This window comes from Flavobacterium sp. KH_001, from assembly GCF_057840745.1.
This window is the reverse complement of the sequence record NZ_CM174520.1, coordinates 284,484-299,891: the sequence shown is the minus strand read 5'-3', so window position 1 is coordinate 299,891 and position 15,408 is coordinate 284,484. Positions and strand designations below refer to the sequence as shown.

Annotated in this window: 14 protein-coding genes; 11 read left to right on the top strand and 3 right to left on the bottom strand. The window is 34.6% G+C overall.

Translation table 11 applies throughout. The annotated features are described in order from the left end of the window. Positions 1-4: 4 nt before the first annotated feature. Both trxA and recF read right to left on the bottom strand, forming a co-directional pair. On the bottom strand, positions 5-703 hold the full coding sequence (trxA, locus tag AC3ITQ_RS01365) for a thioredoxin (protein WP_489236509.1): 699 nt from the start codon (positions 701-703) through the stop codon (positions 5-7). Positions 704-843: 140 nt separating this feature from the next. Further along, the gene (gene recF / locus AC3ITQ_RS01360) at positions 844-1,923 is read right to left on the bottom strand and encodes a DNA replication/repair protein RecF (RefSeq protein WP_489236508.1); all 1,080 of its coding nucleotides are present in this window, start codon (positions 1,921-1,923) and stop codon (positions 844-846) included. Between the two features lie 389 nt (positions 1,924-2,312). Between recF and AC3ITQ_RS01355 the strand changes: the two genes are divergently transcribed. The 7 genes from AC3ITQ_RS01355 to AC3ITQ_RS01325 all read left to right on the top strand — a co-directional run bounded on the left by AC3ITQ_RS01355 (position 2,313) and on the right by AC3ITQ_RS01325 (position 9,373). Continuing rightward, positions 2,313-3,092, top strand: a complete 780-nt coding sequence (locus AC3ITQ_RS01355; protein WP_375033584.1) for a tetratricopeptide repeat protein — start codon at positions 2,313-2,315, stop codon at positions 3,090-3,092. A gap of 81 nt (positions 3,093-3,173) precedes the next feature. Beyond that, complete coding sequence (gene ribH, locus AC3ITQ_RS01350; protein ID WP_375033583.1) at positions 3,174-3,746, top strand: 6,7-dimethyl-8-ribityllumazine synthase; 573 nt, start codon at positions 3,174-3,176, stop codon at positions 3,744-3,746. Positions 3,747-3,883: 137 nt separating this feature from the next. After that, on the top strand, positions 3,884-4,567 hold the full coding sequence (locus tag AC3ITQ_RS01345) for a DUF6624 domain-containing protein (protein ID WP_489236507.1): 684 nt from the start codon (positions 3,884-3,886) through the stop codon (positions 4,565-4,567). 171 nt (positions 4,568-4,738) lie between these two features. Continuing rightward, complete coding sequence (gene mutL, locus AC3ITQ_RS01340) at positions 4,739-6,655, top strand: DNA mismatch repair endonuclease MutL (protein ID WP_489236506.1); 1,917 nt, start codon at positions 4,739-4,741, stop codon at positions 6,653-6,655. After that, the gene (locus tag AC3ITQ_RS01335; RefSeq protein WP_489236505.1) at positions 6,652-7,401 is read left to right on the top strand and encodes a rhomboid family intramembrane serine protease; all 750 of its coding nucleotides are present in this window, start codon (positions 6,652-6,654) and stop codon (positions 7,399-7,401) included. The genes mutL and AC3ITQ_RS01335 overlap by 4 nt, the downstream gene beginning before the upstream one ends. A 43-nt stretch (positions 7,402-7,444) precedes the next feature. Then, a complete protein-coding gene (locus AC3ITQ_RS01330; RefSeq protein ID WP_489236504.1) occupies positions 7,445-8,308 on the top strand; it encodes a rhomboid family intramembrane serine protease in 864 nt (287 codons plus the stop codon). An 18-nt stretch (positions 8,309-8,326) separates the two neighbouring features. Beyond that, a complete protein-coding gene (locus tag AC3ITQ_RS01325) occupies positions 8,327-9,373 on the top strand; it encodes an endonuclease/exonuclease/phosphatase family protein (RefSeq protein WP_489236503.1) in 1,047 nt (348 codons plus the stop codon). A gap of 111 nt (positions 9,374-9,484) precedes the next feature. On the opposite strand, the gene AC3ITQ_RS01320 is transcribed toward AC3ITQ_RS01325, so the two are convergent. Beyond that, on the bottom strand, positions 9,485-10,330 hold the full coding sequence (locus AC3ITQ_RS01320; protein ID WP_489236502.1) for an AraC family transcriptional regulator: 846 nt from the start codon (positions 10,328-10,330) through the stop codon (positions 9,485-9,487). Positions 10,331-10,508: 178 nt separating this feature from the next. On the opposite strand from AC3ITQ_RS01320, the gene AC3ITQ_RS01315 reads away from it, so the two are divergent. The 4 genes from AC3ITQ_RS01315 to AC3ITQ_RS01300 all read left to right on the top strand — a co-directional run bounded on the left by AC3ITQ_RS01315 (position 10,509) and on the right by AC3ITQ_RS01300 (position 15,407). After that, on the top strand, positions 10,509-11,423 hold the full coding sequence (locus AC3ITQ_RS01315; RefSeq protein WP_489236501.1) for a dihydrodipicolinate synthase family protein: 915 nt from the start codon (positions 10,509-10,511) through the stop codon (positions 11,421-11,423). A 79-nt stretch (positions 11,424-11,502) separates the two neighbouring features. Then, positions 11,503-13,086 (top strand): aldehyde dehydrogenase (NADP(+)), encoded by a 1,584-nt coding sequence (locus tag AC3ITQ_RS01310; protein ID WP_489236500.1) that lies wholly within the window; start codon positions 11,503-11,505, stop codon positions 13,084-13,086. A 2-nt stretch (positions 13,087-13,088) separates the two neighbouring features. Next, the gene (locus AC3ITQ_RS01305; protein WP_489236499.1) at positions 13,089-14,099 is read left to right on the top strand and encodes a 4-hydroxyproline epimerase; all 1,011 of its coding nucleotides are present in this window, start codon (positions 13,089-13,091) and stop codon (positions 14,097-14,099) included. Positions 14,100-14,171: 72 nt separating this feature from the next. Beyond that, entirely contained in the window at positions 14,172-15,407 is a 1,236-nt protein-coding gene (locus tag AC3ITQ_RS01300; protein WP_489236498.1) for an NAD(P)/FAD-dependent oxidoreductase, read from the top strand. Position 15,408 lies beyond the last annotated feature (1 nt).

Below are 15,408 nucleotides of genomic sequence, written 5' to 3'. Positions count from 1 at the left end.
TGTGTTATTGCAGTTGTTCTTTTAAGTTTTGTTCAGAAGTCAGGCCTATTATTTTCTTTTGCACGGCTTTGTTTTCGTAAATCAAAATAGTAGGAAGAGAAGTGATTTTCATTGTTTCTGCCAAAGATTTGTTTTTGTCCACATCAATGCGAACAATTACAACCTTGTCTGCCATTTCCTTTTGCATTTTCGAAATAAACGGTTCCATTTGTTTGCAAGGTCCACACCATTCGGCATAAAAATCAACTAAAACTTTTTTGTCTGTATCTAATAAATCATTAAAATCATTCATCGTCATTCCAGCCTGAGCCGTCGACGGATTCGATAATCCTGCTTCGCTCCAGTTTAAGAAGCCACCGTCTAACTCATAAATAGTAGTAAAACCAAGTTCCTGAAGTTTTGCGGCTGCTTTTTTACTTCTTCCCCCACTTAAGCAGTACACAAAAACAGGTTTTGATTTATCGTAAGATTCGGCTTTTGTTGCAAAATCATCACTATTCCAGTTTACATTTACAGCATTATCAATATGTTCAGATTCAAATTCTTCCGGAGTTCTAACATCTAAAATTTGAGGTTTATCAGTTGTTTCGATTTTTTCTGCAAATTCTTTTGGTGCAATCGATTCAAAAGGTTTTGCTTTTTGGTTGTTGCAGGAGAATAGGAAAATTGAAACTATAAGCAATACAATTTTGGGGAATTTCATGATATTGAATTTTAAAATAAAGTATTGCTAAAGTAATGATTTTTCAATTTTGATTTCATAACAGAAAGGTAAAATCAATTTAGAGATAAGGCTTGCAGTTTCAAACGTCATGCTTGGAAACTTGAAACCTGAAACAAAATTTATAAATTGAATATCTTATAACTTTGATGCGTCGATTTTACAATTGCTTCGGTACGTTCGGGGTGTGTGTCTGAAATAAAAAGTTGACCGAAAGTTTCGCTGTTGACCATTTCGATGATTTTGGAAACACGGGTTTCGTCCAGTTTGTCAAAAATATCATCAAAAAGTAAAAGTGGCTTTACCCCGCTTTGTTTCTTTAAAAATTCAAATTGAGCCAATTTCAAAGCAATCAAAAAAGATTTTTGCTGACCTTGAGATCCGAATTTTTTTATAGGATAAGAATCGATTTCAAAAGACAAATCGTCTTTATGGATTCCGACACTTGTGTAATGAAGTGCCCGGTCTTTATTTATGTTTTCCTGTAAAAGAGTTAATAGGTCTTTTTCGTAAAGATGACTTTCATAAACCAATTGCACAGTTTCTTCAGACCCTGTGATAGCCTGATGATGTACATTAAATATAGGTATAAATTGCTCCAGAAAATCTTTTCGCTTTTCAAAAATAGATTGTCCAAAACTATTTAACTGCTCATTATATATAGATAAGGTATCGTTATCAAAAGTATGATTCAGGGCAAAATACTTCAAAAGCGCATTTCGCTGCACGATTACTTTTTGATATTGAATAAGCTGATGCAGGTAAGTGGAGTCTAATTGCGAGATAACGCTGTCCATGAATTTACGACGCGTCTCGCTTCCTTCTACAATTAAATCACGATCGGCTGGCGAAATTATTACAAGAGGAATAAATCCAATATGATCTGAGAATTTGTCGTAAGCTTTACCGTTTCTTTTTAAAACCTTCTTTTGTCCTTTTTTTAAACTGCAGACAATTTGTTCTGTTCTGTCATTTTTTACTATCTCGGCATCAATAACAAAAAACTCTTCCCCGTGTTTGATATTTTGAACCGCTAACGGATTAAAATAGCTTTTTCCGTATGCTAAATGATAGATTGCATCGAGCACATTAGTCTTGCCAATTCCGTTTTTGCCGACAAAACAATTAATCTTGAGGTCAAAATCGAAACTGACTTCGGCGAAATTTTTATAATTGAATAAAGAAATTTTGTTTAAATGCATTTTTTAAGAAACTCTAAGGGTAAAATTTGAAGTTTTTATAGGCGAGATTTTGTTTTTTGCCACAGATTAAAAGATTTTAAAGGATTTTTTCTGCTAAATACTGTGAAAACCTTTTGCAATCTGTGAGAATCTGTGAAATCTGTGGCTAAAATTTGAGTATTAGCCTGGAAAATCTGCGTTTTGGAACATCAAAAAATTGAGGGTGCAAATTATCGAAAATTATTGATATAAAAGGCTTTTGGCGTGTTTCAAGATGAATTATTTTAGTGCTGAGAAGAAAGGACTTAGCATTCGGAAAAATATTTTTTTTAAAATAGTGATAAAATTGATTTTTTTTACCTCAGTTTCAATAAAAATTTTATTTTTGCCGTTCACTAAATTAATTTTAAATGGCTACTTACAATAAAAGAGGATATAAAGCACCAAAAGAGAAGGAAGTTAAAGAAGTAACTGAAGAAACACAGGTAATCATTGACGAAAAAGACAGTACAACTGCTGGAGTTTTTTCTAAATTAGATGAAACTGCTTCAAGAACTGAGGATTGGGTTGCTAAAAATCAAAAAATCATTATTGGTTTAGTTGCTGGTATTGCGGTTGCTACTATTGGATATTTGGCTTACCAAAAATTTATCGAAGCTCCTAAGCAAGATGAGGCTGCAAACGAAATGTTTGTTGCTCAACAAAACTTCCAAAAAGCAACTGATGGTGTTGCAAGCGATTCATTATACAAATTAGCGTTGAATGGTTCTGAAGGTAAATTCGGATTCGTGAAAATTGCTGACGAATATTCTGGAACTGACGCTGGAAACTTAGCAAATTACTATGCTGGTATGGCATATTTGAATACAGGTAAATTTGATGACGCTATTAAATACTTAGGTAACTTTAAATCTGAAGATTTGATTTTAAGTGCTTTGGCAAAAGGTGCTATCGGAGATGCTTATTCTCAAAAGAATCAACAAAAAGAGGCTTTAGAGTATTATGTAAAAGCTGCTGAGTCTAACAAAAATGATTTTACAACGCCTCGTTTCTTATTAAAAGCTGGTAAAACGGCTTTGGCTTTAGGTCAAAAAGAAGATGCTTTAAAATATTTAACTGATATTAAAGAAAACTTCGATGCAACTCCGGAAGCAGCTTCTGTTGATGTATTGATTGGATTAGCGCAATAAAAATTTTAGACTTTAGATTTAAGATTGTAGATTTGTAATTAAGAATCTAAATTCTGAAATCAAAAATCTAAAATAGTACAGATGGCTACCGAAAATAAAAATTTATCAGAATACGATAAAAACACAATCCCAAATGCGAAAGACTTTCGATTTGGGATTGTTGTTTCTGAATGGAACGAAACCATAACAGAAGGACTTTATAATGGCGCTTTTGATGCCTTAGTTGATTGTGATGTGCCTACGCAGCAAATTATTCGTTGGAATGTTCCAGGGAGTTTTGAGTTGATTTATGGTGCAAAGAAAATGCTGCAAACACAAAACGTAGATGCCGTTATTGTAATTGGATGTGTAATCCAGGGAGAGACAAAGCATTTTGATTTTGTATGTGAAGGTGTTACTCAAGGAATTAAAGATTTGAATGTTCAAACTGATATTCCGGTTATTTTTTGTGTTTTGACAGATAATAACATGCAGCAATCAATTGATAGAAGCGGGGGAGTTCACGGAAACAAAGGAACTGAAGCGGCAATTGCAGCAATTAAGATGGCGTACATTCGTCAACAGGCTTCAATGTCACATCCTTTTAATCAGCCTTTATTAACTTCAGGTGCGCTTCAGATCGAAGAAACACCAATAAAAATCGAGAACGAATAAAACACAAATGTTTTAAAAATACCAAAACCTATACTGTAAAATAGTATAGGTTTTTTTATGCTTTTTTTGGGAATTTGTTAAGTATAAGTTGGTTAGGAAATATATTACATTTGAAATAATCTGTAAATTAAATTTCTATGAAAAAACAATTACTTGTTATTGGTTTTATTTTTCTTTCCTGTATTGGATATTCTCAGAATGGTTTTAATAAGGACTTGAAAATTGAATTAGATTCAATTATGAAATCAGATCAAATCCTTAGGGAATTTGTTGATTCCGAAACTTCCGAAGATCGTAAAAAGGAGATACTAAAAGAAGTAGGTCGCGAAAATGATCCTTCGTTTAGAAAAAATATTTGGTCAGCAATAAATAAGCAAGATTCAATTAATTTAATTAGAATTGAAAAAATTATTGCAGTTTATGGTTATCCGGGAAAAACTTTGGTAGGAGAACCAACTAACGAATCTGCATGGCTTGTTATTCAGCACACTTCTAAAATTGCCAAGTATTTACCTATGATTGAAGAAGCAGCCAAAAAAGGAGAAATTCCATTTACAAAATATGCTATGATGCAAGATCGTTACTTGACACAACAAGGAAAAGAGCAAATTTACGGAACGCAGGGACAGGGCAAGCAAATAACAAATAAGGAAACAGGAAAAAAGGAATTCTTTAATTATATATCACCAATACAAAATCCTGAAAAAGTTAATGAACTTAGAAAAAAAGCTGGTTTTACAAGTACTGTAGAAGAAAATGCCAAAAGATTGGGGATAGAATATAAAGTCTACACACTAGATGAAATAGCAAAAATTAATTAAATAGAGGAGCAATTGTATACAATCTTTCTGTTTTATAGAGGATTGTGGTTTTTGTTTTTTTTATGAGAGCTTAAGTTTAAAAAGCCAACAGAAATTCATTAAATTTGTACACCTTGATTTAGATTTCAAATCAAAAATCTCAAATCTTTAATCTACAATCTAAAATTTTAAATGTCGAGTATAATTCAATTACTTCCTGATCACGTTGCTAATCAAATTGCTGCTGGAGAAGTGGTTCAAAGACCAGCTTCAGTCGTAAAAGAGCTTTTAGAAAATGCTGTTGATGCTGATGCAACCGACATTAAATTAATTATTAAAGATGCCGGGAAATCATTGGTACAGGTTATCGATAATGGTAAAGGAATGAGTGTGACCGATGCGCGTTTGTGTTTCGAACGTCACGCCACTTCAAAAATTCGTCAGGCAGAAGATTTGTTTTCATTGTGCACAAAAGGTTTTCGTGGTGAAGCTTTAGCTTCTATTGCGGCAATTGCGCACATGGAAATGAAAACCAAGCAAGACCAGGAGGAACTAGGAACTCATATCGTAATTGAAGGCAGTAAATTCGTTTCTCAGGAAGTAGCAGTTTTACCAAAAGGAACTTCATTTGCAGTTAAAAATCTGTTTTTTAATATTCCGGCTCGTCGTAATTTCTTAAAGTCAGATACGGTTGAATTTCGTCATGTTATGGATGAGTTTCAACGTGTAGCTTTGGCACATCCTAATATTCATTTTACTTTTTATCATAATGGCAGCGAAATGTACAATTTGCCTGCTGCAGGATATCGTCAGCGTGTTGTTGGAATTTTCTCCGGAAAAACCAATGAGAAATTAGTTCCGGTTAATGAAGATACCGAGATTATTAACGTTCAGGGATTTGTTTGCAAACCTGAATTCGCGAAGAAAAACAGAGGAGAACAATTCTTTTTCGTAAACGATCGTTTCATCAAAAGCGGTTATCTGCATCATGCTGTAATGGCAGCTTACGACGGACTTTTAAAAGATGGTTCACAGCCAAGTTATTTCTTATATCTGCAAGTTCCACCAAATACGATTGATATCAACATCCATCCGACTAAAACAGAAATTAAGTTTGATGATGAACAAGCCTTATATGCTATTTTAAGAGCTTCTATTAAACATAGTTTAGGACAGTTTAATGTGGCGCCGGTTTTAGATTTTGATCGTGATGCCAATTTAGATACGCCATACCATTATAAAGATTTAGAAGCCGAAACACCAACGATTCAGGTTGACGGTACTTTTAATCCGTTTACGGATGATAAAACGAATCAGCATTATACAAAATCTGGTTCTTCGGGATCGGGTTCTGGTTACAGTTCAGTTTCGTCTTCGTCTTCAGTTTCCTCTTATTCCGGATATTCAAAAAGAGTTGAACCAACTGCAAGTTGGGAAAGTTTGTATGTTGGCCTGGATACCGAAAGTATCGAAAGCTCGCCTTTTACTTTTGAAAATGAAGAAGTAACTTCGTCCTTGTTTAATGATGATGAGGTAGAAACGGCACCTCAAAAGACCTATCAAATTCATAAAAAATATATTGTTTCACCTATAAAATCTGGAATGGTTATCGTTGATCAGCAACGTGCCCACCAGCGTATTTTGTACGAACAATTTTTACTGAATATGACGGTAAATCAGGCTTCAAGTCAGCAATTGTTATTTCCCTTGAATTTGTTTTATTCTTCAGATGAAATGACATTAATTGAAGAATTGAAACCTTCACTAGAAACAACAGGTTTTGTTTTTGATGACGCGCAGGCCGATCATATTGTGATTTCAGGAATTCCCGTGAATATTACAGAAAGCGAAGTCTCCTTAGTAATCGAACAATTATTAACTGATTTGCAAGACGGAATTCCGGCGAGCAGTTACAGTCAGAATGATACTATTGCCAAATCGATGGCAAAAAGTTTAGCGGTTAAAACGGGATCTTATTTAACCGAAAAAGAACAGGATAATTTGGTAAACGGATTGTTTGCCTGTAAAGATCCCAATATTTCACCTTTTCAAAAACCAACTTTCATCACCATGCGTGTTGAAGATATAGATAAAAAGTTTGCCATATGATGAAGATAACTCCTGTTGTAAAACAATTACTGATAATTAATATTATCTTTTTTATTGGTGCTCAATTAGTGCCGATGTCTTATGAGTATTTAGCGCTTTTTTTTCCAGAAAACCCTGGATTTAAATTTTGGCAACCTATTACCCATATGTTTATGCATGGCGGATTTACTCATATTGCATTTAATATGTTTGCGCTGTATTCGTTCGGATCAACTTTGGAGCACTTTTGGGGTGGAAAGAAATTTTTGTTTTTCTATATTTCATGTGGGCTAGGTGCGGCTTTGGTTAATTTTGCTGTTAATTATTATTTTTATCAGGACAGTTTAAATATTTTACTGGCAAATGGATTTCATAAAACAGATATTCTCAACTTATTAAATGAGGGTAAAATCGATACAAGATGGCAAGATATTTTGACCGTTTCTGAATTTAAACATTTTACTGAAGCGTATTTAGGAACAGTAGTTGGTGCATCTGGTGCAGTTTATGGATTATTAATTGCTTTTACTTTTATGTTTCCTAATGCAGAACTAGGAATTATGTTTATTCCAATTCCAATAAAAGCAAAGTATTTTGTTCCAATTTACATGTTATTATTTGATGGTTTTTTTGGAATTTTCGGAAGTTCATTTATGGGAATAGAATCTGGTATTGCTCATTATGCACATATTGGAGGCGCTCTTTTTGGATTTTTAATTATGTGGTACTGGAAAAAAAATCAGTTTAATAGTAATCGTTGGAATTAATTTTTAACTTTAATATCGGAAACTAAAAAACAAAGGAAACTTTATGAATATTTTAGATGATTTAAAACTACAATATAAAATAGGAGGAATCGCGCTGCGTGTTATTTACTGGAACATTGCCTGTTTCCTGATTTCATTGGTGTTTTTCTATCAATATTCAGGTGGAGGTTTTGCTTATCCGGATTGGCTGGCTTTATCTTCAGATCCAAATAGTTTTTTATTCAGACCCTGGACGCTTTTAACGTATGCTTTTTTTCATGCCTCGTTTTTGCACTTGTTGTTTAATATGATGGTTTTGAATTTTGCAAGCCAGTTGTTCCTGACCTTTTTTACACAAAAACAATATTTAGGACTCTATATATTAAGCGCTATTTTTGCGGGAGTTACTTTCGCATTAAGTTATTATTTTCTAGGTTATTCAGGATCTATAGTTGGGGCTTCTGCTGCAATTATGGCCATTTTAGTGGCGGCAACAACCTATCAGCCCCTAATGAATGTTCGTTTGTTATTAATCGGAAATGTAAAATTGTGGCACATTACAGCTGTAATTTTAATTTTGGATTTAATGCAGCTTCGTTTGGAAAATATGGGTGGCCATATTTCGCATTTAGCTGGCGCTTTGTTTGGATTTATTTACATCAAATTACTTCAGAACGGATCTGATTTGAGTATTGTTATTTCCAGAACACTTGATTTCTTCGCAAATCTATTTAAAAAATCCCCTTCGACCCCATTCAAAAAAGTTCATAAAAATTATCAAAAACCTACAGAAAAATCGGCATCAAGAATTGTTACGAAAGACAAAACGCAACAGCAAATTGATGAAATTCTAGATAAGATTAGCCAGTCAGGTTATGATTGTCTGACAAAAGAAGAAAAAGAGTTTTTATTTAAAGCTGGAAAATAATCCTTTTAGCAAAAAAATATGAAAAACCTTTCGTGGTTTAATAAGATAATGTTCTTTTTGAATATAGTGCTGACTGTCCTTACATTTAGTGTCTATGTTTTACCTTTTTTAGCACCTAAGAGCTTTCCGCTTTTATCGGTGCTTACGCTGTTTATGCCTGCCTTCTTTGTGCTGAATGCATTCTTCTTTGTTTATTGGGCTATTCAGTTTAAAAAACGTCTTATTTTGTCTGGTTTGGTTCTCTTGACGGGAATTACATTCATCAGTAAGTTTTACAAATTTTCAGCAAAAGAATACGTCAAAGACGAAAAAGATTTCTCTGTAATGAGTTATAATGTGCGTCTTTTTAATGTTTTTAAATGGCTGGATCGCGATGATATTCCGGAAAACATTAAAACGTTTATTGACGAAAAAGACCCGGATATTTTGTGTATTCAGGAATATTCGAATTCTGCTCATCTGGACTTAAAAGTGTACCCGCACCGTTATATTTTTATTGATGGAAATCAGATAAAAACAGGTCAGGCTATTTTTTCTAAATTCCCAATCTTGTATGAAGGGAATATCATCTTTCCAAATTCAGATAATAATGTGATCTATGCGGATATCAAGCGAGGTAAAGATATTATTCGTGTTTATAATATGCATTTGCAGTCTATCAAAATTTCACCGGACGTCGATAAAATCTCTAATGATATTGATAATGTAAATCAGCAAAAATCGCAATTAATTTATACCAGAATAAGTAAAGGATTTAGGCAGCAGCAAGAACAGGCAGAAATATTTAAAGAGAATATCAAGCAATGTAAAAATCCGATTATTATTTGTGGAGATATGAATAATAGTCCATTCTCCTATGTGTATCGAAATATAAAAGGAAAACTAAAAGATACTTTTGAAGAAGCTGGCGGAGGCTTTGGAGCAACTTATAAATTCCGTTATTACCCTGCTCGAATTGACTATATTTTTGCAGACAGCAATATGAAAGTCAAACAATTTGAAAGTTTTTCTGATTTCGAAAACTCGGATCATTATCCAATTATGACGAGACTTTCAATTGAATAATTTATTTAACCGCAAAGAGCGCTAAGGTTTACGCAAAGTTCGCAAAGTTTTATATAAGCTTTGCGAACTTTGCGCTTTTATACTTTGTGCTCTTTGCGCTCATATGAAGCTTTACAAGTTTAGCTTTCTGTATTGTAATGGAGATTTTTGTTTTAACTCTTTAAACTTCCTGTTGAAATTGGAAATATTATTAAAACCACACAATTCAGCAATTTCCAGAACAGACAGTTCGCTATTGTTGGCCAATAATTTTGAAGCATGTTCAATTCGGACTTCAATTAAAAACTGAAAAAAAGACTTGTTCGTCCGGACTTTAAAATACCGGCAAAAGGCATTTTTAGTCATATTGGCAATCGAAGCAATTTCATCTAAATTAATGTTTTTCTGAAAGTTAGTCATAACGTGTTCAAAAACCGTCTGCATTCTCTTGCCTTCATTATCGGTTATTTTTTTATCATATAAATGATTAGACAAAAGCTCCTTATCATTATTTGAAAGCCACTTTATGATTCCTAAAAACAAAAGAAAGCGTTCGTAATTATCTGCCTTTTTTAATTTTTTAAATGACTTAGTAATTTTTTTTGGTGCGTTATGAATGATGAAGCCGTTTTTGCTGCTTTCTAGAAAAGGATGAATATTTTTGAAAGTAGTAAGAGAAAAAAAATCTTTCCCAAACGAGTTTGTTGTAAAAAACAGCGTGAGCATTACGGAAGACTCATTTTCATGTACTTCGCTCCTAAAAACATGGGGTAAATTACTGCCAATAACGAGTATATCACCTTCACGATAATGTGAGATAGTATCGCCAGCAAAAACAGCACCTTCTCCTTTTTCGATAAAACTGATTTGAATTTCTTCGTGTTGATGGAGCTTGTCATAAAAAACAATTTCTCTATCTTCTTGATATATAAGGGGGTCTTCTCCCGATTTAGGGATTTTGAATGGAAAAACTTTCATGGTTGGTTCAGGTTAGTTACATCAAATATATTTTATTTGATCAAAAAAATAGCAATATATTAGTTTGTTTTTTGCTTAAATTGGATATATAGGGTAATATAGTATTAGTTTGAGGTAATTTATCAGCCTCTTGCTTTGTTCAATATAAATAATTTTGATTTTAATAAAAATCGATATTATGAGTATTCAATGGAAAGGCGTAATGCCGGCAGTAACAACAAAATTTACTGCAGATGATAAATTAGACTTCAGAATGTTTGAGGTAAATTTAAAAGCACAACTAGACGCCGGGGTTGAAGGAATTATTCTTGGCGGTACTTTGGGAGAAGCCAGTACACTTTTAGAAGAGGAAAAAAGAGAATTGGTAAAAAGTACTGTTAGCATGGTTAATAATCAGGTGCCAGTTATAATGAATATTGCAGAACAAACTACACGGGGCGCAATCTTAGCAGCCAATAAAGCAGAACAAGATGGAGCAAAAGGTTTAATGATGTTGCCTCCAATGCGTTATAATGCTTCTGATTTTGAAACGATAACTTATTTTTCTGAAGTAGCAAAAAATACATCACTGCCTATAATGGTTTACAATAATCCTGTAGATTATAAAATCGAAGTTACGCTTGATATGTTTGAAGAAATTTTAAAATTTGATAACATTCAGGCTGTAAAGGAATCAACAAGAGATATATCGAATGTAACAAGAATGATCAATCGTTTTGGAGATCGCTTAAAAATATTATCAGGTGTTGATACTTTGGCGTTAGAAAGTTTATTAATGGGTTCTCACGGATGGGTTTCAGGTTTGGTTGATGCTTTCCCTAGAGAGACAGTTGCAATTTACAAATTGGCTAAGGCAGGTCAAATCGATGAAGCATTGAAAATATACAGATGGTTTTTACCTTTATTAGAATTAGATATTAATTCATTTTTGGTTCAAAATATCAAACTTGCAGAAGTAGCAACTGGTATTGGAACAGAAAATGTTCGTGCACCTAGATTGCCATTACGTGGTTCTGAGAGAGAAAAGGTTTTAGGTATTATTGCAAAAGCTTTAGAATCAAGACCAACATTACCTGATTATAAAAATTTATAGTAATCAACGAATAGAATTGATTTTGCAAATTTCTTCATTTAAGAAATGTGAAGTATTCATTCAAAAAACAAAAAATAGTATGATTACAGGAAAAAATTATGTGGGAAGTACGCTTAAAGCTGCGGGAGAAAAAACATTTAAAACATTTAATCCGCAGTTAGATAAGGAAAATCCCTGGGTTTTTACGGAAGCTACTCCCGAAGAAATTGAAGAAGCTGTTACGTTAGCTAATCAGGCATTTGGAACCTATAAAAATTGTTCCGGTCTTGAAAAAGCTGTTTTTTTAAACGCTATTGCTGATGAGGTTTTAGCTTTAGGAGATAATTTGTTGGTTCAGTATTGTAGCGAATCCGGATTCCCGATGGGAAGAGCAGAAGGAGAACGCGGCAGAATGGTTGGTCAGTTACGTGCGTTTGCCCAAATGCTTGCGGAGGGAAGCTGGGTTCAGGCTACAATTGATACAGCATTACCAGACAGACTTCCGGCTCCAAAAGAAGATTTACGAAAAATGCTGGTTCCATTAGGTCCTGTTGTCGTTTTTGGATCCAGTAATTTTCCATTCGCCTTTTCAACTGCTGGCGGAGATACTGCTTCGGCCTTAGCTGCAGGCTGTCCTGTAATTGTAAAAAGTCACTCGATGCATGTTGGTACCGGTGAAATGGTTGCTTCAGCAATTCTTAAAGCCGCACAAAAAACAAATATGCCTGAAGGTGTTTTCTCTAATCTTGTTGGTGGCGGAACAACGCTTGGAACAAGTTTGGTTAAACATCCGTTAGTAAAAGCAGTTGGTTTTACTGGTAGTATTCGTGCTGGAAGAGCTTTGTTCGATCTTGCTTCACAGCGCCCTGAGCCTATTCCGGTTTTTGCCGAAATGGGAAGTATAAACCCGGTAGTCTTTTTGCCAGAAGCGCTAAAAACAAATAGTCAAAAATGGGCCACTGCTTATGCAGGATCAATTACTCTTGGTGCCGGTCAGTTTTGTACCAATCCGGGTTTATTAATTGGGATAAAGGGAGCAGAGTTAAATCAGTTTTCAATAGAATTATCAGAAGCAATCGAAAAAATAACACCGTTTTGTATGTTACATCCTTCAATGAAAGACAGTTTTGAAGAGGGTACAGCAACGATGATGGCTCAAAATGGAGTTTCTAAAATTGCGGAATATAAAGGCGAGGCAGCTCCTAATTACGGATTACAGAAGGTTTTGACCGTTGATGGTAAAACTTTTTTAGAGAACAAAACTTTAAGCCATGAGGTTTTTGGACCGGTTTCTATTCTTGTACAATGTAATGATGAGCATCAATTATTGAAAATCATCAAGCAGTTGGACGGACAATTAACAGGGACAATTATTGGAGAGCCAAAAGAACTGGAAGATTATAAGGAATTAATTGAAGGAATGCAAAACAGAGTAGGGCGTTTGATTTTTAATGGCGTTCCTACTGGGGTTGAAGTTTGTCCAGCGATGATTCACGGAGGCCCTTATCCGGCGTCTTCTGATTCCAGATTTACTGCAGTTGGAATTCATGCTGTTTATCGTTGGGTGCGACCATTTAGTTATCAAAATTGGCCAAATGAGTTATTGCCGGTGGAATTACAAGATGAAAATCCGTTGCAAATTTTAAGAACGTTAAATAATATTCAAACAAAATCTAAGGTATAATAATGTCAAAGAAAACTTTTTTTTGTGTAGATGCACACACTTGCGGAAATCCCGTGAGAGTTGTAGCTGGTGGCGGTCCTAATTTGGAAGGAGCTAATATGAGTGAAAAACGTCAGCATTTTTTAAAAGAATTTGACTGGATCCGTAAAGGATTAATGTTTGAACCTCGCGGTCACGACATGATGAGCGGAAGTATTTTATATCCGCCAAGTAATCCGGACAATGATTTCGGGATTTTATTTATCGAAACGTCGGGATGTCTTCCAATGTGTGGCCACGGAACAATTGGAACCATCACTATTGCAATTGAAGAAGGTTTGATTACTCCAAAAATACCTGGAAAAATAAAAATGGAAGCGCCTGCCGGTTTGGTTAATATTGAATACCAACAAACCGGAGGTAAAGTAGATTGGGTACGTTTGACGAATGTAAAATCGTATCTAGCCGCTGAAGGTTTGACAATTGATTGCCCTGAACTGGGAGAAATTACTTTTGATGTTGCCTACGGTGGAAATTATTACGCGATCGTAGATCCGCAAGAGAACTTTTCCGGAATTCAGGATTTTACAGCCAGTAAAATTATTCAGTTTAGTCAGGAAGTCCGTAAACGAATTAATGCAAAATATCCGGATTATTTTATTCATCCGCAAAATGATACGATTCGCGATGTGAGTCATATGTTATGGACAGGCGAACCTCTTGATCCTACATCATCTGGAAGAAATGCTGTTTTTTACGGAGATAAGGCGATCGATCGTTCGCCTTGTGGTACTGGAACTTCAGCAAGAATAGCGCAATTGCATGCCAAAGGAAAACTTAAAAAGGGTGAAGATTTTATTCACGAAAGTTATATCGGAAGCAAGTTTATTGGGCGGGTTGTTGAAGAAACAACTATTGGAGAAATTCCGGCAATTGTACCAAGTATTCAGGGCTGGGCAAAAGTGTACGGTTACAATACCATCATGATCGACGAGTCAGATGATCCGTATGCGCATGGTTTTCAGGTAATTTAAAAACTAATAAAAAATTCAATTCATTGAAGAAGCATATAATACTTCTTCAATGAATTTTTTAATTCTGCAAAAATGAAAAAAGTAAGTATAATTGGTGGAGGTATAATTGGTCTGTGTTCGGCCTATTATCTTGCTAAAGATGGTTTTGAGGTAACTATTTTTGATCAATCGGCAATGGATGATGGTTGTTCGTACGGAAACGCGGGGATGATTGTTCCGTCGCATATCATTCCGTTGGCACAACCCGGTATGATTGCGCAGGGAATGAAATGGATGTTTGACAGCAAAAGTCCGTTTTATGTAAAACCAAGATTAAATGCTGATTTGATTAAATGGGGACTTCAGTTTTATAAACATGCTAACGAAAAACATGTTGAAAAAGCGATGCCCGCTCTTCGTGATTTGTCTTTGCTGAGTAAAGAATTGTATCAGGATTTTGCCAAAGAAAATAATTCCTTTTTCTATGAAGAAAAGGGACTTTTGATGTTGTATAAAACTGAAAAAGTGGGACACGAAATGTTTCTTGAAGGAAGAGAAGCAGAAAAGTTAGGACTGAAAGTGGATTATCTTTCAGCAGAAGCAGTTGCGAAATTAGAGAAAGGTACTAAAACAAATGTTTTGGGTGGAATTCATTATACTGGTGACGCACATTTATATCCGCAGAAATTCATGCAATTTATCAAGCAGGAGCTGGCACGATTGAATGTTGAGATTCATTCGAATACAACAGTGCAGGATTTTGTTTTTGACCAAAATAAAATTACAAAAATTGTAACAAGCAAGGGTACATTTGCGACTGATGAAGTAGTGTTGGCTGCTGGTTCATGGAGTCCTTCATTGGCAAAGAAACTTGGAATTTCAGTTTCAATTTTACCAGGAAAAGGATATAGTTTTACTTTAAAAGATAAAAACCATAAACCTTCGATTCCTTCTATTTTGTGTGAAGGAAAAGTAGCGGTAACACCTATGAATACAGATATTCGTTTTGGAGGTACTATGGAGATTACGCATACCGGAGATACTCAAATAAATAAAAACAGATTGCAGGGAATTGTAAATAGTATCAATGAATTTTATCCGGAAATGGAAGTTGGAATGCCCGAAACGCAAGATACGTGGTTTGGATTCAGACCTTGTACGCCTTCCGGAATGCCAATAATCAACCGTTCAAAAAAAATCGTAAATTTGACTTTCGCCACAGGACACGCCATGATGGGTTTAAGTCTTGCGCCGGCAACAGGAAAAATAATCACTGAAATTATTTCAGGCAAAACGACTTCTGTAGATACTAAAATGTTCCAATTATAAA

Coding starts and splice junctions, on each gene's coding strand:
- trxA (WP_489236509.1), bottom strand. CDS start 703: ATGAAATTCCCCAAAATTGTATTGCTTATAGTTTCAATTTTCCTATTC.
- AC3ITQ_RS01300 (WP_489236498.1), top strand. CDS start 14,172: ATGAAAAAAGTAAGTATAATTGGTGGAGGTATAATTGGTCTGTGTTCG.
- AC3ITQ_RS01325 (WP_489236503.1), top strand. CDS start 8,327: ATGAAAAACCTTTCGTGGTTTAATAAGATAATGTTCTTTTTGAATATA.
- AC3ITQ_RS01310 (WP_489236500.1), top strand. CDS start 11,503: ATGATTACAGGAAAAAATTATGTGGGAAGTACGCTTAAAGCTGCGGGA.
- AC3ITQ_RS01330 (WP_489236504.1), top strand. CDS start 7,445: ATGAATATTTTAGATGATTTAAAACTACAATATAAAATAGGAGGAATC.
- mutL (WP_489236506.1), top strand. CDS start 4,739: ATGTCGAGTATAATTCAATTACTTCCTGATCACGTTGCTAATCAAATT.
- ribH (WP_375033583.1), top strand. CDS start 3,174: ATGGCTACCGAAAATAAAAATTTATCAGAATACGATAAAAACACAATC.
- AC3ITQ_RS01355 (WP_375033584.1), top strand. CDS start 2,313: ATGGCTACTTACAATAAAAGAGGATATAAAGCACCAAAAGAGAAGGAA.
- AC3ITQ_RS01320 (WP_489236502.1), bottom strand. CDS start 10,330: ATGAAAGTTTTTCCATTCAAAATCCCTAAATCGGGAGAAGACCCCCTT.
- AC3ITQ_RS01315 (WP_489236501.1), top strand. CDS start 10,509: ATGAGTATTCAATGGAAAGGCGTAATGCCGGCAGTAACAACAAAATTT.
- AC3ITQ_RS01335 (WP_489236505.1), top strand. CDS start 6,652: ATGATGAAGATAACTCCTGTTGTAAAACAATTACTGATAATTAATATT.
- AC3ITQ_RS01305 (WP_489236499.1), top strand. CDS start 13,089: ATGTCAAAGAAAACTTTTTTTTGTGTAGATGCACACACTTGCGGAAAT.
- AC3ITQ_RS01345 (WP_489236507.1), top strand. CDS start 3,884: ATGAAAAAACAATTACTTGTTATTGGTTTTATTTTTCTTTCCTGTATT.
- recF (WP_489236508.1), bottom strand. CDS start 1,923: ATGCATTTAAACAAAATTTCTTTATTCAATTATAAAAATTTCGCCGAA.